The sequence below is a fragment of the Cyclobacterium salsum genome (assembly GCF_010119245.1).
In the GTDB taxonomy this organism is placed as follows: domain Bacteria; phylum Bacteroidota; class Bacteroidia; order Cytophagales; family Cyclobacteriaceae; genus Cyclobacterium; species Cyclobacterium salsum.
Map to the genome: position 1 here is coordinate 701,563 of NZ_WNKG01000001.1, position 17,172 is coordinate 718,734.

Annotated in this window: 12 protein-coding genes; 1 reads left to right on the forward strand and 11 read right to left on the reverse strand. The window is 47.1% G+C overall.

From position 1 onward, the window contains the following. Nucleotides 1–6 precede the first annotated feature (6 nt). From GJS45_RS02700 to GJS45_RS02725, 6 genes are all read right to left on the reverse strand, one after another. Nucleotides 7–1,095 carry a formylglycine-generating enzyme family protein gene (locus tag GJS45_RS02700; RefSeq protein ID WP_162339888.1) on the reverse strand — a complete coding sequence of 363 codons (1,089 nt, stop codon included), beginning with the start codon at nt 1,093–1,095 and terminating at the stop codon, nt 7–9. A gap of 152 nt (nt 1,096–1,247) precedes the next feature. Beyond that, complete coding sequence (locus GJS45_RS02705) at nt 1,248–3,155, reverse strand: sulfatase family protein (RefSeq protein ID WP_235954559.1); 1,908 nt, start codon at nt 3,153–3,155, stop codon at nt 1,248–1,250. Next, complete coding sequence (locus GJS45_RS02710) at nt 3,152–4,870, reverse strand: hypothetical protein (protein WP_162339889.1); 1,719 nt, start codon at nt 4,868–4,870, stop codon at nt 3,152–3,154. Before GJS45_RS02710 ends, GJS45_RS02705 begins: the two co-directional genes overlap by 4 nt. A gap of 80 nt (nt 4,871–4,950) precedes the next feature. After that, complete coding sequence (locus GJS45_RS02715; protein ID WP_162339890.1) at nt 4,951–6,486, reverse strand: sulfatase family protein; 1,536 nt, start codon at nt 6,484–6,486, stop codon at nt 4,951–4,953. Nucleotides 6,487–6,539: 53 nt separating this feature from the next. After that, on the reverse strand, nt 6,540–7,685 hold the full coding sequence (locus GJS45_RS02720) for a M14 family zinc carboxypeptidase (RefSeq protein ID WP_162339891.1): 1,146 nt from the start codon (nt 7,683–7,685) through the stop codon (nt 6,540–6,542). Between the two features lie 154 nt (nt 7,686–7,839). Beyond that, nucleotides 7,840–9,072 carry a Tm-1-like ATP-binding domain-containing protein gene (locus tag GJS45_RS02725; RefSeq protein WP_162339892.1) on the reverse strand — a complete coding sequence of 411 codons (1,233 nt, stop codon included), beginning with the start codon at nt 9,070–9,072 and terminating at the stop codon, nt 7,840–7,842. 189 nt (nt 9,073–9,261) lie between these two features. Here GJS45_RS02725 and GJS45_RS02730 point away from each other — a divergent pair, with 189 nt between their 5' ends. Continuing rightward, on the forward strand, nt 9,262–11,937 hold the full coding sequence (locus GJS45_RS02730) for a phosphoenolpyruvate carboxylase (RefSeq protein ID WP_162339893.1): 2,676 nt from the start codon (nt 9,262–9,264) through the stop codon (nt 11,935–11,937). A 232-nt stretch (nt 11,938–12,169) separates the two neighbouring features. On the opposite strand, the gene GJS45_RS02735 is transcribed toward GJS45_RS02730, so the two are convergent. The 5 genes from GJS45_RS02735 to GJS45_RS02755 form a co-directional block, all read right to left on the reverse strand. Then, nucleotides 12,170–13,414, reverse strand: coding sequence for an alginate lyase family protein (locus GJS45_RS02735; protein WP_162339894.1), 1,245 nt, complete (start codon nt 13,412–13,414; stop codon nt 12,170–12,172). A gap of 39 nt (nt 13,415–13,453) precedes the next feature. Next, entirely contained in the window at nt 13,454–14,680 is a 1,227-nt protein-coding gene (locus GJS45_RS02740) for an alginate lyase family protein (protein ID WP_162339895.1), read from the reverse strand. Between the two features lie 125 nt (nt 14,681–14,805). Then, nucleotides 14,806–15,006, reverse strand: coding sequence for a hypothetical protein (locus GJS45_RS02745; RefSeq protein ID WP_162339896.1), 201 nt, complete (start codon nt 15,004–15,006; stop codon nt 14,806–14,808). A gap of 167 nt (nt 15,007–15,173) precedes the next feature. Further along, a complete protein-coding gene (locus GJS45_RS02750; RefSeq protein WP_162339897.1) occupies nt 15,174–15,791 on the reverse strand; it encodes a Uma2 family endonuclease in 618 nt (205 codons plus the stop codon). Nucleotides 15,792–16,367: 576 nt separating this feature from the next. Then, nucleotides 16,368–16,976: a Uma2 family endonuclease gene (locus GJS45_RS02755; RefSeq protein ID WP_162339898.1), complete on the reverse strand. Its 609-nt coding sequence runs from the start codon at nt 16,974–16,976 to the stop codon at nt 16,368–16,370. Between the last annotated feature and the right edge of the window lie 196 nt (nt 16,977–17,172).

The following is a 17,172-nucleotide window of genomic DNA, read 5'->3' on the forward strand; positions in this document are numbered from 1 at the left end:
TCTCGTTTAATTGGAGGATACACAACGGAACCCTGTGTGCTCCAGTCCGGTATCTGCGGATGACTTCATCTTGGCACTGACTCGATATCCCTCACAATAGGAAACATTGCAGAGAAAAGAGCCTCCTTTGACAACTTTCTTGGGAACGGTGGGCTCCTGCGGGTCATAACTGTCGGATGGACCTTGTGGATTTACCTGGACCTCGTCGTCCAAGCGGGAATAGTAGTCTTCCCGGTACCAATCGTTGGTCCATTCCCAAACATTACCAGCCATGTCGTACAAGCCATGGGGATTAGGCTCAAATGATTTAGCCGGTGCCAGGCCCTGAAAACCGTCCTCGCCTTTATCCGTCACTGGAAACTCTCCCTGCCAGATATTGGCCATAAAACCGCTTTTTTCTACCGGATCATCTCCCCAGGGAAAGGATTTTTCTTCCAACCCCCCTCTTGCGGCAAACTCCCATTCTGCTTCTGTCGGTAGTCGCTTTCCTGCCCATTTGGCATAGGCCACGGCATCGTCCCAGGCTACGTGCACCACCGGATAATCTTCTTTGCCCTCAATGCTGCTTCCGGGACCTTGCGGGTGTCTCCAGTTGGCTTCTGGTGTCCACTCCCACCAATGGGAGGCATTGTTTAAGGGAACAGACTGGTCAGGCGAGCTGAACGTAAGGGACGCCGCTACCAGTACTTCATCCGGTGGTTTGGGAGTACCGGGAGGTAGTTGTTTCTTGATTTCTTCCCAATCTGGCTTTTTCTCTGCCACGGTTACATAGCCGGTAGCCTCCACAAACGCTGCAAATTCCCGGTTGGTCACCTCGGTTTCGTCCATCCAGAAGCCATCGACTTTAACCGTGTGGGCAGGAAGTTCATCCTTCCTTCCCCGGCCATCCGTAGCACCTCGGGTAAAGGTTCCACCTTCTATCCAAATCATTCCCTCATGGGATACCGGGGCATCTCGCTCAGGAATAGCATTTTCTGTATCAGCATTGCCTGCAGAAAAGCGGTCCGGAATGGTGCCATGGCAGTCCGTCATGTCTTCGGTGATTTCTTCGTTTTCAGAAGAATCGGAAGAAGAAGAGCAGGAAACTTGCCCCATTAGAATTAGTATTAGAAAAGGCCAAAGCCTAAAACGCATATTCATATTAGTTGTATTTGTTTATCGGTTTCAATTTAATGAAGTTAGCCAAAAAGCCCTATGGATCGTGCTAATTTTTGATGAACGCATCTTTCTTTCCATAAATCAGCCGTTTACCAGGTGCCTTTTAGGTAAGCGAGTCTTCGCTCCACCTCCGGATTGGTTGCCCTAACGACCAAATCACCTGGATCAGACTGTGGTTTAAACCGGCTGTGATCAAGGAAATACACCAGGGTATTCAGTCCAATCAATGCTGCTACCGGATCCCGCGTTCCCTGAATCCAGGAAAACAGGGCCGGAAAAGGATTGTCTATTTCAAGGATTCCCATCAACTCGATCGCCCGTAATTGCACCATGGCTTGTTCCTCTTCCCTCCAATCCGGGAATGACCCGTACTCCGAGGCAATGCTTTTTCCAAAAGTTGCGGCCACCATATAGGCCCAGTACCTTTCCAGATAGGAGCCTGATTGCAGGGTCTGGAAGATGTTTTCCCGAACTTCCCTCCAGGGTTGGGTCGCCCAGTCTGAAATACGAATCAATTTTATCAACTCGGGATGAAAAGCCTTTCCATAGGCCACCGGATTGTCCATGGCCTCGTTGACAAGCAGGTTTTCAGGTAAAAAACCCAGGTCGTTATGAGCTGCAAGCCATTGGTTTAAACCCACTCTCATTTCATTCAAGACAGCTATTCTAGCAGGATCTGTGGCAAGATTTTTCGTTTCAAAAGGGTCCTGCTCCAAATCGAAAAGCATTTCAACCGGCTTGGCTTCAAAGAAAGCGCCTTCGATTTCATCTAGTTTTCCCTGATCGTGTAAGCTTCTCCACTCTGCAAAAGCCATCATTTTGTACCGGTAATTGTTTTGCAAGCCATCCGGATACCAGGGCTGGTAATGGCGGATGTATTTCCATTTGCCTTTACGAAAGGAACGGACCATTTCGTACTTTTCATCAAACCGATCCGCATGTCCGTAAGCCTCGTCCCTGGATTCCAGTTCGTCCGGGGTCAAACCCTCTCCCAGAAAAGGCTTCCCATTCATGGGTTCCGGAATTTCTATACCGGCCAGGCGAAGTACGGTGGGGGCAAAATCGATAAAACTGACGAAGGCTTCGGGTGAATCTCCTTTCTCATAGGGAACCAAATGCTTCCAGTTTTCAGGTATACGGATCACTAAGGGTACATTCAGGCCTGTTTCGTACAAATACCCCTTACTACCTGGCAAAACGCCTCCATGGTCACCAAAGTAAAAAACGAAGGTATCTTCCAACACGCCTGCCTCCTCCAGTTCCTTGATTTTCTGAGCCACCCAGTCATCAATTTCCCGAATTTTATCCCGGTGATATGCCGTGGTATAACGAAATAAGGGTGTATCTGGAAAATGGGGAAATAGCCTTACCTGAGCCGGGTCGTCGGTAGGAACGTAGCTATTCATCCGTTCTTTGTCAAAATGCAAGCGGCTTTCGTGAGATCCGGTATAGGTTTCCTGATGAAAAAAGGGCATTTCCACCTGGGGCTTGTTTTGCCAGGAAGCCTGATTAGAAGACACATCCCAAACCCCTTCGCCCTCCTCGGCATTGTAGTCCTTTTTAGCATTGTTGGTGGTATAATATCCCGCTTTTCGCAAATAGGCCGGAAACATTTCCAAGCCATCGGGCATGGGAGCAGACTGTATCTTCCGGTGCAGGTGAATTCCCGTTCGCGTGGCCAGGGTGCCCGTGATAAGCGTACTTCGGGCCACCGAACATACCGGCGAATTCGAAAACGCATGCCCGTAGCTCAGCCCGTGGGTTGCCATTTCTTCAATAGCCGGTGTGGACACTCCATTTGGATCAAAAAGCTCCATGAAGTGTTTTGAATTGTCCTCCGATATCAAAAAGACGATGTTTGGCTTAGCCGCCCGTTTTGACGGTACGTTTTTGCCAAAAACCGTCAAAAACGGAGCATAAAAACACAAAAGGGTGATAAATAGGTAACGAAAGGAAGGTAGCGAAAGGAAGGTAATGGGCATATCGGCTAATTTCAAGTGATTTGTAACGTTTGATGAAAAGGTGTAAACCCGGTTAGAAAAACAGTCGGAGCATCCTGTCTTGGTAAAGCTCCCCTAAGTTGCACCCAGCGGTGCTGATGCCGGCCAGGGCCAAAATGAATGGCCGAACCGGCATGGGAGTATTTCCCCATCCCTTCTTTCAGGTAATATGTATCCTCTAGTTCTTCGTGAGGAACCGTCCCCACAAAGGTACCCCCGGGTCTGAAAATAAGTTCCAGCGCCACCGGCACCCGCTCGGTGCCCTCAATGCTGATCTCCAACGAAAATCCCTGCTCTGCTTCGCGAATGGTAACCCGACTGTTGAGTTCCTGGACTTCGGATTGAGGTCGTTCCGATCGGGGCATTTTAGACCAATCCCCGTCCCCGCTGATTCTGTCCTTTGGAAAGGGTTGGTAGTAAGGGCCTCTCAAATAACTGCTGAGAATATAGGTCCCGTTTTCTTCTTTCAGGTTTTCGGAGACAAATTGCCCTTTTCCAAAAAATGAACTGGCAAACCGGATTCCCTGAAGTGCCAGCGAAGATTTATGAAAGGTGAAAAACACCGGGCTACCCATTAGGATGGATGCGTCGTAGTCCCCTCTACGTATCCGAGCCAGATTCGAGTGTCGAAATACGCGGGCATAGGAATCGGGCAGTGGTTTCGGTTCCGGCAATTCTTTCCACAAGTTCTTGTCTTCCAGAAAATAATATAAGAATCCGGTCGTTTTCTCGAAGGCGGTCGCTTCAATAAGTTTACAGGCGGCTGCATATTGTCCGTTCCCATCTTTAAGTGCCATGTACCGATACGGATAATAATAATTTTCAAGCGTTCCAATAATAGAATTATCCTGCCTTCCGGAAGCTTCGGTGACAATTTCCCCGTTGGGATGCAGGTAATAAAAATTCATGTCCAGGTTTTGGCGCACGTAGCTATATAGTTCTGGCTTATCGAATCCCCGTGCCGTGCTGATCAACACCCGATTACTGAGGGATGAATAAATATAGCTGCTTTTTTCCTCGTACTGACCGTCTGCATCCAAATCGATCCCCTCAGAAAGCCAACGTTCCGCACGTTCGAGGTAGGCTGGATTCTGCTCGATTTTGGATAACTCAGCCAGTGCCGAACACACCACCCAGCGATGGTTGGGGGTGTGAATCCCTCCTACTTTTAGTGCCTCTCCAGCCTGCAACAAAAATTGCTTGAGGGGAATGGTGATGCTGCTTTTTTCTGGCACGGAACTATTTTCCAGCAAACGCCATACAGGTGCCAGCCATTTGACGATAAAACCAGTATCGGGAGTGGAATGAAAATTGGTTGACAACAGGTCAATGGTCCCGTCTTCATGCTGCAGGCCGTGAAGAAATTCTGCGGCATGCCCCAGCTTTTTAACCAAACCGGAATCGGCATGGTAGGCAGATTCGGGACTTATAAGGGCGCAAATACCTGTTTTTAGGAAACTCGTCGCCGCATGCGGGGATGGCATTCCATATCCATCCAAAACCTCCCCATAATGGGGAGAGTCCGGATCCGATACATACCGTTGCTGTACCCTTTCCAGGGAAGCGTCGTTATTGGCAATCATTTTTCGAAGCCATTCCGGCTTTTCATCAGAATGATTCTCTGCTGTAAAGAGGGAAGGTAAAGCGGCGGGTACCAATGGAGCCAAGAGGGCCACTTGTCCGTTTTTACGAATAAACGTTCTTCGTTTCATTAAAGAGGTTATTTTTGGGTATTAGTGAAGGTTTGAATATACCAATTTTTGCTTTCTGAAAAAGAAAGCTTCTCAAAAAATTATTGGTAGGCCCAGCTTACCTGATCCCAGATTTCAGGGCCGTCGTTTTTTTGCTTAGGACCGGCAGTGCTTCTGCCCTCTTTTATCAGTGCAATCAGTTCTTTTTTTAAATCCTCCACTCTCTCAGGATACCGATCCACCAGGTTATTTTCTTCTCCAGGATCGGTAGCCAGGTTATATAGCTGAAAATCCGGTAAGTCTTCCAGGCCGTTTCTGGTAAGCGGTTCGGTCCATCCCCCGGAGCCGGGCCAGCAAATCAGTTTCCAGTCCCCTCTGCGAATCGCAAAACGGCCTTCGATGGAATGGTGAACGATAGAAGCCCTTTCGGAATCCGAATTTCCCTGCATTAAGGTAGGTAAAAAGCTAAAGCTATCTTCGCCTGCATTTTCCGGAAGTGGTTTCCCCAACATTTCGGCCACCGTAGCCATTAGGTCGGTGGTGCAGATAAGCTGATCTGAAGTGCTGCCGGTAGCAATTTTCTCCGGCCAGTGCACCAAAAAGGGTACCCGGTGTCCTCCTTCGTATATATCCGCCTTGTGGCCCCGCCAGCCATTGCTGGGATCGTGCCCGACCTGTGCCAATTCCGGGTAATCCGCCCGTGGGGAGCAGCCGTTATCTGAAGTAAAAATAATCACCGTATTCTCCAGCATCCCTTTTTTCTCCAGAGCCCCAATGATCTGTCCGACCACATCGTCTACCTGCAACATAAAATCACCGTACATATTCGAATTGCTTTTGCCCATAAATTCGGTAAGGGGTAAAATTGGGGTATGGGGAGCGGGCAAGGCAAAATAAAGAAAGAACGGATCGGCCGAACGGGCCTGCCGGTCAATGTAGCTCACCGCTTTTTCAGTCAGATGGGGAAGTGTTAACGTATGGTCAAAATCCGAACCGGTAGGACCATCTCTCCAAAAGCCCTTTTCGTCTGCATTGACGGTTCTTCGGTCGGGCAGGGCGGTCACCCGATCGTTTTCCAGGTAGACGTAGGGAGGAATATCTAGTGAACTGCTGATACCGTAGGAATAAGTAAATCCCCGGTCATTTGGACCATTTTGGATGGGCTGGGTATAATCCACCTCCAGGATCTGATTCAGGTTGTTTATATTCTCATATTCTTGTTTGAAGGACCAGTCCCAACCCAGATGCCATTTTCCCACAAAGGCAGTATGGTAGCCCGCCTCCTGCAGGTAATCTCCCACCGTAAGCCGCTCACTTGAAATCAGGGGAGCCGAAAATCCACCCAGCACCCCGTTTTTCAGCTCCGAGCGCCAGTTGTACCGGCCCGTCAGGATTCCATACCGGGTCGGCGTGCAAACCGCAGAGCTGGTATGTGCATCCGTAAATCTTAACCCATCACTTGCCAACCGATCAATATTCGGCGTGGTAAAAGCGGCATCGGAGTTGTAACAGGAGGCATCTCCTATCCCCATGTCGTCAGCAAGGATATAAACAATATTGGGTCGGGCGTTTTCTTGCGCCATGGCCTTGAAGGCCAAACAAAAACAAAGAAGGATAAGGTACCTGGAATGCATCATGCTTTAATTGGTTTCAATAGAATGTACTGTCGATTAGAAAGAAAGATAGCCGATTACTTCTCCCAAATCAACCGGTTGTCCCGAATGTAGGAAAAAATTTCCCGGTACAGGACGAGTTGAATGTCCAGTAGTTCCTCGTAGCTGGTACCGTCTTCCAGGGTTCCGTGTGGGCTTTCGAAGGTAAAGGCCATGGTTCCACTGGCATGGTGCAAGGCACTTACCAGGTTAAAGGAGGCCCTTGGAGGAAATTCCGGATCGTCGTCTTCCAGACTCAGCCCCCAATTTTCGGGCCTATGGGGCAGGTCGCCGGCAATAAAAGCCTGATTCAGTTGTTGGGCAAAATCGGCAATCCGCTTTTTCAAAAAAAGTGGGGCATGACTGTTCTGAATGACAAAAGGAGTACAAGAACAGGAGTGTAGGGAAACACTCAAATCGGGTGCCTCCTCTTTGGCCAACTGCAGGATGGCTTTGGTTTCCGCAGCCATGGGATCAAAAAAATCGTCGTGCATGATATTGATCCCGTTGTCATTAAAGTAGGCTCCCAAAATACCCACATCTCCTTTCATGGGATGCAACGATTTGGCCCCTGGCCAACGCCAAAAGGTACCGTCCTGCTGGGTTCCCTGCCCGTATTTGGTCATGATTTCTTCAGGGAGTCCTTTGAAGGTATCGTAGGGATTTCTTCTCCTTCCATCCGGATTGCCACTGGGAACGATGATTACCCGAAACTCGTCAAAGAAGGCCTGCAGCTCCGGCCATTCCATGCCCCGGTAATCACTGCCCGTTTCGGCAATATGCAGCAGGTTTACCAAGCCGGAAATCCCTTCCCCTTCCTGCCCGTGAACCGGGCCGATGAAGTAAACCACCGGTTTGGTGTCTGAGGTCTTTTCAGCAAAAAAGGCTGGATTTCGAGCTGCTACGGCTGAGTTATAATTGGCCTGACTACGAAAATCCTCCTTTTCTCCATAGAAAACGGCGTACAGGGGTAAGCCGCCTGCCGAGTAGGCAATGCGTTCGACTTTTCCTTTTTCAAGCAGCGCCATTTCCGCTTCGATATCCGACAAGCGGGATTTATAAAAGTCTGGTATATCCGAAGGGTTTTCCGGATCTCCGGGCTCAGGTAAGGGCTGGGAGAACGTACTTCCGGCCAAAAAGCAGAAAGTCAACAGGAGAGCTGACAAAGAAAAGGCTGTGTTCATTGGGTTGGGTTTTAACATTCAAACAGTTAATTTCAAGGCAATTTATAGAAATATAAAGAGAACACCCCTAATAATACGTGGAATAGGTTTCGTATTAGACCTGACAGGTTTTAAAAACCTGTCAGGTCTTCTTCACGCTTTTTGACTACTATCCTTAGGGTTTTTTCCCTTCTAGCATATCCAGCATTATGGCTACCGCCTCCTTTGCAAAAGCCACATCATTAACCGGCAAGGCTACAGGGATGCATTCTATTTCCGGATCCAGATGGGTTTTCAGGGCCTTTTCAAAGGCATTTGCGCACTTTTCATTGTGAAAATAATTTCCCGGAGCATCCAACTGGGAAAAGCCTTTTGACGGAATGAGCACTTTTGTCTTTGCTTTGTTTTTGCTCCTATTAAGTTTTTCCGCGATCACTTTCCCGAGGGCGAAGTTCTCTTCTTCATTGGTCCGCATCAACGTCACATCAGGTGCCCATTGGTAGAAAAGCCTGTCCTTGTAGGTTTCAGGAACGCTTTCCCTAGGGCCAAAATTGACCATGTCGAGACAACCGGGAGCCAGCAGGTTGGGAATACCCATTTCAGCCGCAGCTGTCAACCGATCCGGACCAGCACTTAAGATCCCACCACACCGTTCGTCTGCCAATTCGGTAGTGGTGAGGTCCAGTACCGCATCGAATACTCCTTCACGGATTAAAGCTTCCATGGCTTTTCCTCCTACTCCGTTGGCATGGAACGCCATTACCTCGTACCCCTTCTCCAGCAGCATCCGGGTGCATTCATTTACGCAGTCAGTGGTATTTCCAAACATGCTGATGGCGAGGGTACCTTTGCCAGTGGTTTTCTTTTGCGTCGGAACCTTCGACATGGCAGACAGGGCGGCCGCTGCCTGATCGATGATTGGACGGATAATGGCATTCAAGCCTGCCACATCCACCACCGAAGGCATCAATACAATATCCTTCACCCCTACCAAATGCGATACGTCCCGGGTAGCCAGGGTGGAAATGCAGATTTTGGGCAGGCCCAGGGGCAAGACCTGCATGGCTTTGAGTAGCAGGTAGGTTCCTCCACCGCCACCCATTCCGATAACGCCCTTGATTTGCCCCGGAAAACTGCGGAAAAGTTCACCGGCTCCCCGAGCCATCACTTCCAATGCATGTCCCCGGTCATTTTTTTCCCGGAGATCGTGGAGCGAGCTTCCTGCCAGATTGGCCAGGTAATCGGCTTCCACATCCACCGGAAACAAATCGGTACTGCCGAAGATTCCTGCGTTGATGCAAAGGACGGATTCTCCTCTTGCCAGAAGTTGTTCGCGCAAGTGTGCAAATACTTCTCCCTTGGTATCAAAACATCCCAAAACGAAAAAGGCAGGAAAGGAAGGCGGCATATGGTTAGGTTTTATTGCTTACCACATGAATGTAGGAATAAAAATACATTTGAAAAAATAAGGTTCAAGTACATTTTATCCGGTAAGCACAGCCTTCCATCGAATTTGTAACGGTTCTGTATTTTCATTCCATGCTGCCATCTGTTATATTTAAGTTTCCTATTTATTCACCAACCAGTCAACGAAAACATGGCCACGGACAACCCATTATTTAAAAAAACCAACGAGGACCTGAAATTTCTGACCCGCTGCTTCCAAAAAGTATTGCACCAACTTGGCGAATTCGAGCTGGAAAAAATCCTTACCCAAAAGCCCGAACTCCCCGAAATTGATTGGGAGGCGGGTGAGTTGGAAGAAAAGCACATACAGGTATTAAGTATCTACCTGCAATTAATGAACCTGATCGAAGAAAATGCCGCCGTGCAGGGTAGAAGAAATAGGATCAATGAAAAGGGAGTTGACTCTATTCGCGGATCCTGGGGCGAAACCCTGGCAAGATGGCAGGACCAGGGATGGACGGAAAACCAGATGCTGGATTGCATCAAAAACACCCAGGTTTATCCGGTTTTAACAGCCCATCCTACCGAGGCGAAGCGAAAATCCATTCTGGAATTACACCGGGAAATCTATTTGAATCTGGTAAAATTGGAGAACAACTCCTATTCCCAGCTGGAGAAGCAAGGGCTGGAAAGGGAAATCATGGCCTTATTGGAGCGCTGGTGGCGATCGGGAGAAGTATACCTGGAAAAGCCTACACTGGAAATGGAACGGAATAATGTGATGCATTATTTTTCAAGGGTTTTCCCCCGGGCCTTGCAGCAAGCTGACCAGCAACTTATGGAAAGCTGGATAGCGATGGGATTTGACCCTGGCCGATTTGATACGGCGTATTCTTTTCCTGACTTTCAACTTGGAAGCTGGGTCGGTGGGGATCGGGATGGACATCCCTATGTTACGGCTGACTTTACCAAAAGCACGCTGCTGGAACATCGCCAAACCGCTCTTGCACTGGTGAAAGAAAAATTGCAGCACCTGGGGGCCCAGATGAGCTTCTCGGATATCCGAAATCCGGTACCCCAGGGATTCAGGGAACAGATACGTGGCAAAGCCGAATTCCTCGGCGAAGAAAGCGAATCTGCTTTGAAACGAAATCCGCGGGAACCCTGGAGGCAATTCATCAACCTGATGTTGGTACAATTGGAGCATACGATTCAGGAAAACAGGCTACCTGTGTATGCCGATTCCAAAGAGTTGATAAGCGATCTTCAAATTCTGCGACAAAGCCTTCTTGAAATCGATGCAAGCAGCATTGTACAGCAATTTTTATTGCCGGTCGAAAGACACGTTTCCTGCTTTGGTTTTCACCTGGCCAGACTGGATATCCGGCAAAACAGCACCTTTCATGAAAAAGCCATCGATCAGATTCTGGCAGGTACGTTTTCCGGGTTAACCCCCTATTCCACCTGGTCTGAAAAAGAGCGGGTGACATTTATTAGTGAAGAACTCAAAAGCAACCGTCCTTTTGCCTTTTCCGGCAAAACCTTCGGGCCGGAGGCGGATCAGGTATTGGCGAGTTTTCAGTGTGTCAAAAATCACATCGATCAGTACGGAGATGAGGGCATCGGTTCCTTTATCGTCAGCATGACCCGCTCCCTGAGTGACCTCTTATTGGTATACCTCTTTTTGAGGGAAGCCGGTTTAGACCGAAACAGGTATCAGGTAGTCCCGCTTTTTGAAACCATTGAAGATCTGCAACAATCGGACAGCGTTCTTGGGGAATTCCTTTCTCATGAATCCTACCCGGGAAATTTTTCTTTTCAGGAGGTAATGCTGGGATACAGTGATAGTAATAAGGACGGTGGGATCACGGCAAGCAGGTGGAACATCTATCAGGCCGAGCAAAAACTTACCGACCTGGCCAAATCCCATGGTACGCGGCTGCGGTTTTTTCATGGAATCGGGGGAACCATCAGTCGCGGAGGAGGAAAATACCACCGTTTTTTGGAAAGCATGCCTCAGGGTAGCCTGCAGGGGTCCATCAAAATTACGGTTCAGGGAGAAACCATCTCCCAGCAATTTGCTAACCTGCTAACGGCTGGCTACAACCTGGAAATGCTGTTTTCTGGCACGGCGCTGCAGACGGGCTATTCCTTATTTCCAAGGGAAATTCCGGATTTCCCCATCGACGCGCTGCAGCAACTATCTGAATTTGCCCAAAATCACTATCAGCAATTAATACGCCATCCGGATTTTCTGGAATTTTATGGAGAGGCCACCCCGATCGATGTATTGGAACTTAGTAAAATCGGCTCGCGACCAGCGCGAAGAACGGGCAAACGATCCCTGGAGGACCTTCGGGCCATTCCCTGGGTATTTAGCTGGAGCCAATCCCGATTCAATCTCACCGGATGGTACGGCATTGGAAGTGCCATAAAAAACATAAGCGCATCGCATCCGGACCTGTACCATAAACTTCAGGATACTACCCAATCCTGGCCACTTCTGCGTTACATCCTGATTCAGGTAGAAACAAACCTGCTGAATGCCGATCAGGAAATCATGAACCTGTATGCCTCCCTGGTCCAAAACCGGGATACCGGTGTGACCTTTACCAAATGGATTATGGACGAACACCAGCTAAGCCTGGAAGAAATCGGTAAACTCCTGGGAAACGAAAGGGAAAGCCGAAGAATAGGCTTGCTGGACAGCATCAACCGTAGGAAAAATGCCCTTCACGGATTGCACCAGTTGCAGTTAAAAAACCTGAAACTTTGGCGGGCATCCAAAGAACCGGATTCTCCCCTGGTAACACGCTTACTTAAAATCACCACTGCCCTTGCCAGCGGGTTAAAGAATACGGGTTGATGAATGCTAAATTGGTAAAGCTGTAGCAGTATTTAAACGATAATCTGTCTACATTCTTTAGGACGAGCCCCAAGTCACCTTTCATGTTTTCCAGACGGATAACAGGCCTTAAAATCAGCCCCAACCCCCCATTTTGGCAAGGGGGATTTAGTTTCTGTCGGTTTGGTGTATACGTTCCAGGCTTTGTATTTAGTTGGCCCGGTTAAATGATACCCAACTCCAGGGTTCGGCCTTAATCACGCATATCCCGAAAACGGAGGAGATCCCAATACAGAAAATCCTCCCCTTCCCCGCCAATTTCTTCCGACAACTGTTTGTACTGTTTGTATTGATAGACCCGGGCTGCAATTGCCAGGGGTTCTGCCAAGCGTCCATCCTGCTTTGCCTTTATTTGATGATAAGGCCATTCGTTTTTTAAAAACGGCACCATGAAATCAAGGGCTTTTCGGATACTTCCTCCTTTCGAATTTTCATAATTCCAAAGATCCATTCCTGAATGGGAAGCTGCCTGGGCGTAATTCATCATGCCAAGGAGATTCATGGCGCTGTAATCCCAGGATCGGGTTCGGTCCAGTTCCTTGAGTTGAGAACCATCCTTTTCGATCATCTCATCCAGGATCAATGGAAGCCCCTCCTGAGCCAGACTATCTGCGCGTTCCTGTTGATCCACATAAAGTGCGAGGGGAATGGTCTGTGCAAAATACCAGGTGGTGTGATTATTTCCATGTACGGCCTCGTCTTTTCCGTGCTCACTGTTGATCAACCAGTCGAGGTATCTGGAAATCCAGTCCTTCATGGCTTTTTCGATGTCGGCATTCCAGTGACTGGAACCCGCCAGCATGTGAAGGATATCGGGCAGTTTGGCAAAAGATCGTGTATCGATGATGCCAATTCCCCGTCCCTCTGTCCTCCCCGGAATCCGCTGGGCATAGTTGAGGTTGGGGTTCATTTTGGTTGCCGGATCCATGAACCAGGCCCGGATCAATTCAATCGCATGCCCCGCATGCATTTCATTTTCGAAAAAGAAATAGGCCTTACTCAAAACTGCCAGTGCATCCATTAGCTCCCCTAATTCTTCCTTATCCTTATAATCGTAATATTCCGGATTAATTTCCCCATCCCTACGGATATAGGGAAGCCCATCATCCTTTTCCGGATCAGGCCACCAGTAGGGGCCCATGCTGGTGTAGTCGTGAATATCGCCACTGGGAGGCAGTTTTTTCTTATGGGTTACTGAAAAAGGACCTTCCTCCAGTTTTTGGTCGGCCACTTTTAGCAATGCCTGCACTTCTGCTAACACCGCCTTTTGAGAACCTAGGGAAAATCGGTCTTTTGCTTTATGCATCATTTTCCCGTCGAGTAAAATGAAATCACTCCCGGAAGGATTGGTTTCCTGTGAGAGTGCCAAAGTAGGCAACAACAGAAAAATGATGATTTGAAGGTAAGCTGGGTTTATAAAATTATTTTGGATTTTCATGTCACTGGTTATTTAGGTGGCTTCTGGTAAGATGGAAAACTACTTTTTTCTCATCAAATCATATCCGGCCAAATCCCAATAAATAAATTCGCCTCTTCCGGTGTTTAACTTATCGGCTATCTTTTTGAAGTCCTCATTCTGGTATTTAAAAGCACCTAGGTGAAGGCTGAGTTTGAGTTTTTCGGGGTCCAGCGCCAAAATTTGCTTGTATTCCCAGCTTTTTTCACCGTTTGCATAAGGAGCCAAAAACGCCAATGCTTCTTTAAGTCCGGCTCCTTCCTCATTTTTGTACTCCCAAAGGTCCCGGCCCAGGTACTCGCTTCCTTTTGCAAAATAAAGCATGGCTTTGAGGTTCATGGTACTGTAGTCCCAGGTCCTGGTTCTTCCCAATTCCTCCGGTTGACCTCCATCTTCGGCGATCATCCGATCCATGATCATGGGAATGCCCCTTTGAACAAGACTATCTGCTTTTTCCAATTGCCCGGAATAAATCATCATGGGAATTAGCTGGGTATAGTACCAGGTAGAATGATTGTTACCATGTACCGCTTCTTCCTTGCCATGTTTGCTGGTGATCAACCAATTTCCATAAGATCCTAGCCATTCCTTCATGCCTCCTTCATAGGCGCTTTGCCAATGGCTGGAGGTGGAAAGCAAAGTGATCAAATCCGGTAACAACACAAAACTCCGGGTATCAATGATACCTGAACGCCTTCCCTCCGTAATTCCGGGAATCCGCTGGCCAAAATTCAAATTAGGGTTCATCCTGGTCTCCGGATCTAAAAACCAGGTATGCAAAAGGGCAATCGCATGTGCACCGTACTTTTCCTCCTCCGTAAAATAATAAGCCATGGCCAACACTTCCATTGCGTTCATCATTTCTTCCAGCACCCATTGGTCCTGGTATTCATAAATTTCAGGATTCGCCTGACCGTCTTTCCTGATATAGGGAAGCCCATCATCCGTGTTGGGGTCCGGCCACCAGTAGGTACCCATGCTGATATAATCGTGTTTGTCGCCACTGGGTGGCACTTGTGTTTTATTGACCACAGAAAAGGGTCCCTCCGTCAACTTTTCATCAGCCCGATCCATCAGTTGCTTTAATTCAACAGAAATAGCTTTATCCTGATCTGAGGCTGTTTTACTTTTAATTCCCTCTAGCACATCTGCTTCAAGGATAATGAGTTGCTCTATGCCCATGCTTTGTGAAATCCCCAGAAAAGGGATGGAAAGGAGCATCCAAAAGACGACATTTTTTTTAATCATTGTATCGAATTACTTTTTGCTACTGATCAAAACAATGAAACAGAATGATATAACGATTCTATTCGACATACTATTTCAGTAAATAAAATTACAATGAGTTTCAAAGGTGAAATCCCGTAGCTGGTCTATTTTTTATCTCGGAAAGTCAGTACCAAACCAATAATCAGCAGTACGACGCTAACGATCACAGGTGTCCAATTGGCCGAGCTTACTGCAATATCCATACCCAGTAGACTAAAGCTTTCTGAGTCTTGCATCGCCTGGATGCCAAATACGATGGTGCCAATGGCCCCTAAAATCAATAAAATGATGCCTGCGGTTTTCATAGTGTTGGGTTATTGAGGTGTGGGATTATGGAAATAAACTGATACTTAATTATCTGAAAGAACAGTTCAGTACGTTGAGGGAATCGCCCTTTGGAGACATCCAAACCTTTCTATCAGCACATTATTTTATAATATAAGATAAAAGAAATGAATAATGAAATCCATAATTAAAAGCAATCCAACTCCTTAAAAACATATTCCAGATCAAGGGAGAATCCGGGAATAATTTTAGATTCAATGACATCCCCAGAAGTGAAAAGTCTGGAAGGAAGGTATTTGCCCTCACTTAAGGTATAGATCAGGACGGTCTGTTCGTTAGGGTGTATGATCCAATATTCCACCACGCCACTTTCCTCATAGACTTCATATTTGTTTTTAAGTTCTTTTTTATTGCTTCCGGGAGATAAAATCTCCACTATCAGGTCTGGAGCACCAATGCAACCCAAGTCATCTAATTTACTTGTATCGCAACTGACACAAATATCCGGTTGGACTACCGTATCAATGTCTTCATTTTTCTTTGACTTAACAGGAAGCCTAACATCGAATGGTGCTTCGTAAACCTTGCAGGGATGCTTCTCCAGAAAATTAAACAACTTATTAAAAACCTTTCCGGAGATCTCCTGATGAATCCTTCTTGGTGCAGCTGCAGCGGATCGAAATACCTTTCCTTTGATCAATTCCACCATTTCATCCAGCTGCCAGGTCAGGTAATCGGCATAAGTATACCTACCATATTCGGTAAATGGTTCGTTGATTTTATTTTTGGTTTCTTCCCGTTCCATGCTACCAAAATACAAAAAAAGACCGACTTAAAATAGCCAATCCCTTTCCAGCTAAGGGTTCAATTTGCCACGAAATAAGTTTATCCGGAAAGGGTATATCCATACCTATCATTTCGCTGAATCCAATGGGTTTTAGTAGGAACCAAAGTTCGATCTATTTTACGTAAAAAGGTTCAACCCCTTCCGGGGTTGGAGGTTCGTTTTTGTTAGCTTTTCCGTGGGTTGCACCCACGGTTATTGTTGTTCAGGCCCTTCAGGCCTGCTTTTACTGAGAGAATCATCAGCAGCCTAAATTGGTATCTATAGAAACTTCTTCCCTTTAGTCTAATCACATTATAATGAGGTCCCATATCACTTCCCAAGAAACAAGCTCCTACTCGACGTCGAAGCCTGGAGGGCTTCAACAATAATAACCCCGGGCGAAACCCGGGGTTTATAAGCCAATCTATCCTTCCAGCAACCCCGGAGAGGGTTGAACATTTTTTCCAAAAAAAGTCCGGAATCAAGTACAAAACCGTTCAAACGAACCAAATTGCCATCTATTAAAATCGAACTCAGGTTAGGAATACCACATACCTAATCCAAATCCTCAAAAAGCTCCCTTACATCCAGGTGAAAACCTGCAATGCAGCTGGAAGATACGATATCTCCTCCTGTAAAAAGTCTTGAAGGAATATATTTTCCCTCTCTGAGGGTGTATACCAATAAAGTCTGCTCCGAAGGATGAATGACCCAATATTCCTTAACTCCGGATTCTTCGTAAACGATGAATTTGTTATGGATTTCTTTCCGATTGTTACCCGGAGAGAGTATTTCAACTATCAGATCAGGCGCCCCTATACATCCTGCCTCATCCAGCTTGCTCCTGTCACATACCACGCAGATGTCGGGTTGTACTACCGTGAAGATGTCTTCATTTTCTTTTGAACAAGCCGGTAGCCGAACATCAAATGGGGCCTCGAAAACCTTGCATGTCTTGTTTTTCAACAAATAATACAGCTGGGAAGCTATTTTCAGGGAGACTTCCTGATGCTTTCTTCCAGGTGCGGCAGCTGCTTTGAACACTTTACCTTTAATCAACTCCACCATTTCATCCAGTTGCCAGGTCAGGTAGTCCGCATAGGAATACCTGCCATAATCGGTAAAGGGTTCTTTGATTTCATTTTTGGCTTCTTCCTGCTTCATCTGACTAAAATACAAAAAAGAATCAAACACCTAAAATCCACAAACATGTCCCGTTTTTCAACCAACAAGAAGCTTTGAGTAGTGGAAACCTGACCAGCTATACCCTTTCTCAATCAGTTGAATATAGAATTATATCAGGCCCATTCTTATCCCGCATTCGGATATACCGGAACCATATGATTTTAAAATTTGATTG

Excerpts from the sequence above, each read along its gene's own strand:
- GJS45_RS02700 (WP_162339888.1), bottom strand. The coding sequence starts at position 1,095 with ATGGGGCAAGTTTCCTGCTCTTCTTCTTCCGATTCTTCTGAAAACGAA.
- GJS45_RS02710 (WP_162339889.1), bottom strand. The coding sequence starts at position 4,870 with ATGAAACGAAGAACGTTTATTCGTAAAAACGGACAAGTGGCCCTCTTG.
- GJS45_RS02715 (WP_162339890.1), bottom strand. The coding sequence starts at position 6,486 with ATGATGCATTCCAGGTACCTTATCCTTCTTTGTTTTTGTTTGGCCTTC.
- GJS45_RS02720 (WP_162339891.1), bottom strand. The coding sequence starts at position 7,685 with ATGAACACAGCCTTTTCTTTGTCAGCTCTCCTGTTGACTTTCTGCTTT.
- GJS45_RS02725 (WP_162339892.1), bottom strand. The coding sequence starts at position 9,072 with ATGCCGCCTTCCTTTCCTGCCTTTTTCGTTTTGGGATGTTTTGATACC.
- GJS45_RS02730 (WP_162339893.1), top strand. The coding sequence starts at position 9,262 with ATGGCCACGGACAACCCATTATTTAAAAAAACCAACGAGGACCTGAAA.
- GJS45_RS02735 (WP_162339894.1), bottom strand. The coding sequence starts at position 13,414 with ATGAAAATCCAAAATAATTTTATAAACCCAGCTTACCTTCAAATCATC.
- GJS45_RS02740 (WP_162339895.1), bottom strand. The coding sequence starts at position 14,680 with ATGATTAAAAAAAATGTCGTCTTTTGGATGCTCCTTTCCATCCCTTTT.
- GJS45_RS02745 (WP_162339896.1), bottom strand. The coding sequence starts at position 15,006 with ATGAAAACCGCAGGCATCATTTTATTGATTTTAGGGGCCATTGGCACC.
- GJS45_RS02750 (WP_162339897.1), bottom strand. The coding sequence starts at position 15,791 with ATGGAACGGGAAGAAACCAAAAATAAAATCAACGAACCATTTACCGAA.
- GJS45_RS02755 (WP_162339898.1), bottom strand. The coding sequence starts at position 16,976 with ATGAAGCAGGAAGAAGCCAAAAATGAAATCAAAGAACCCTTTACCGAT.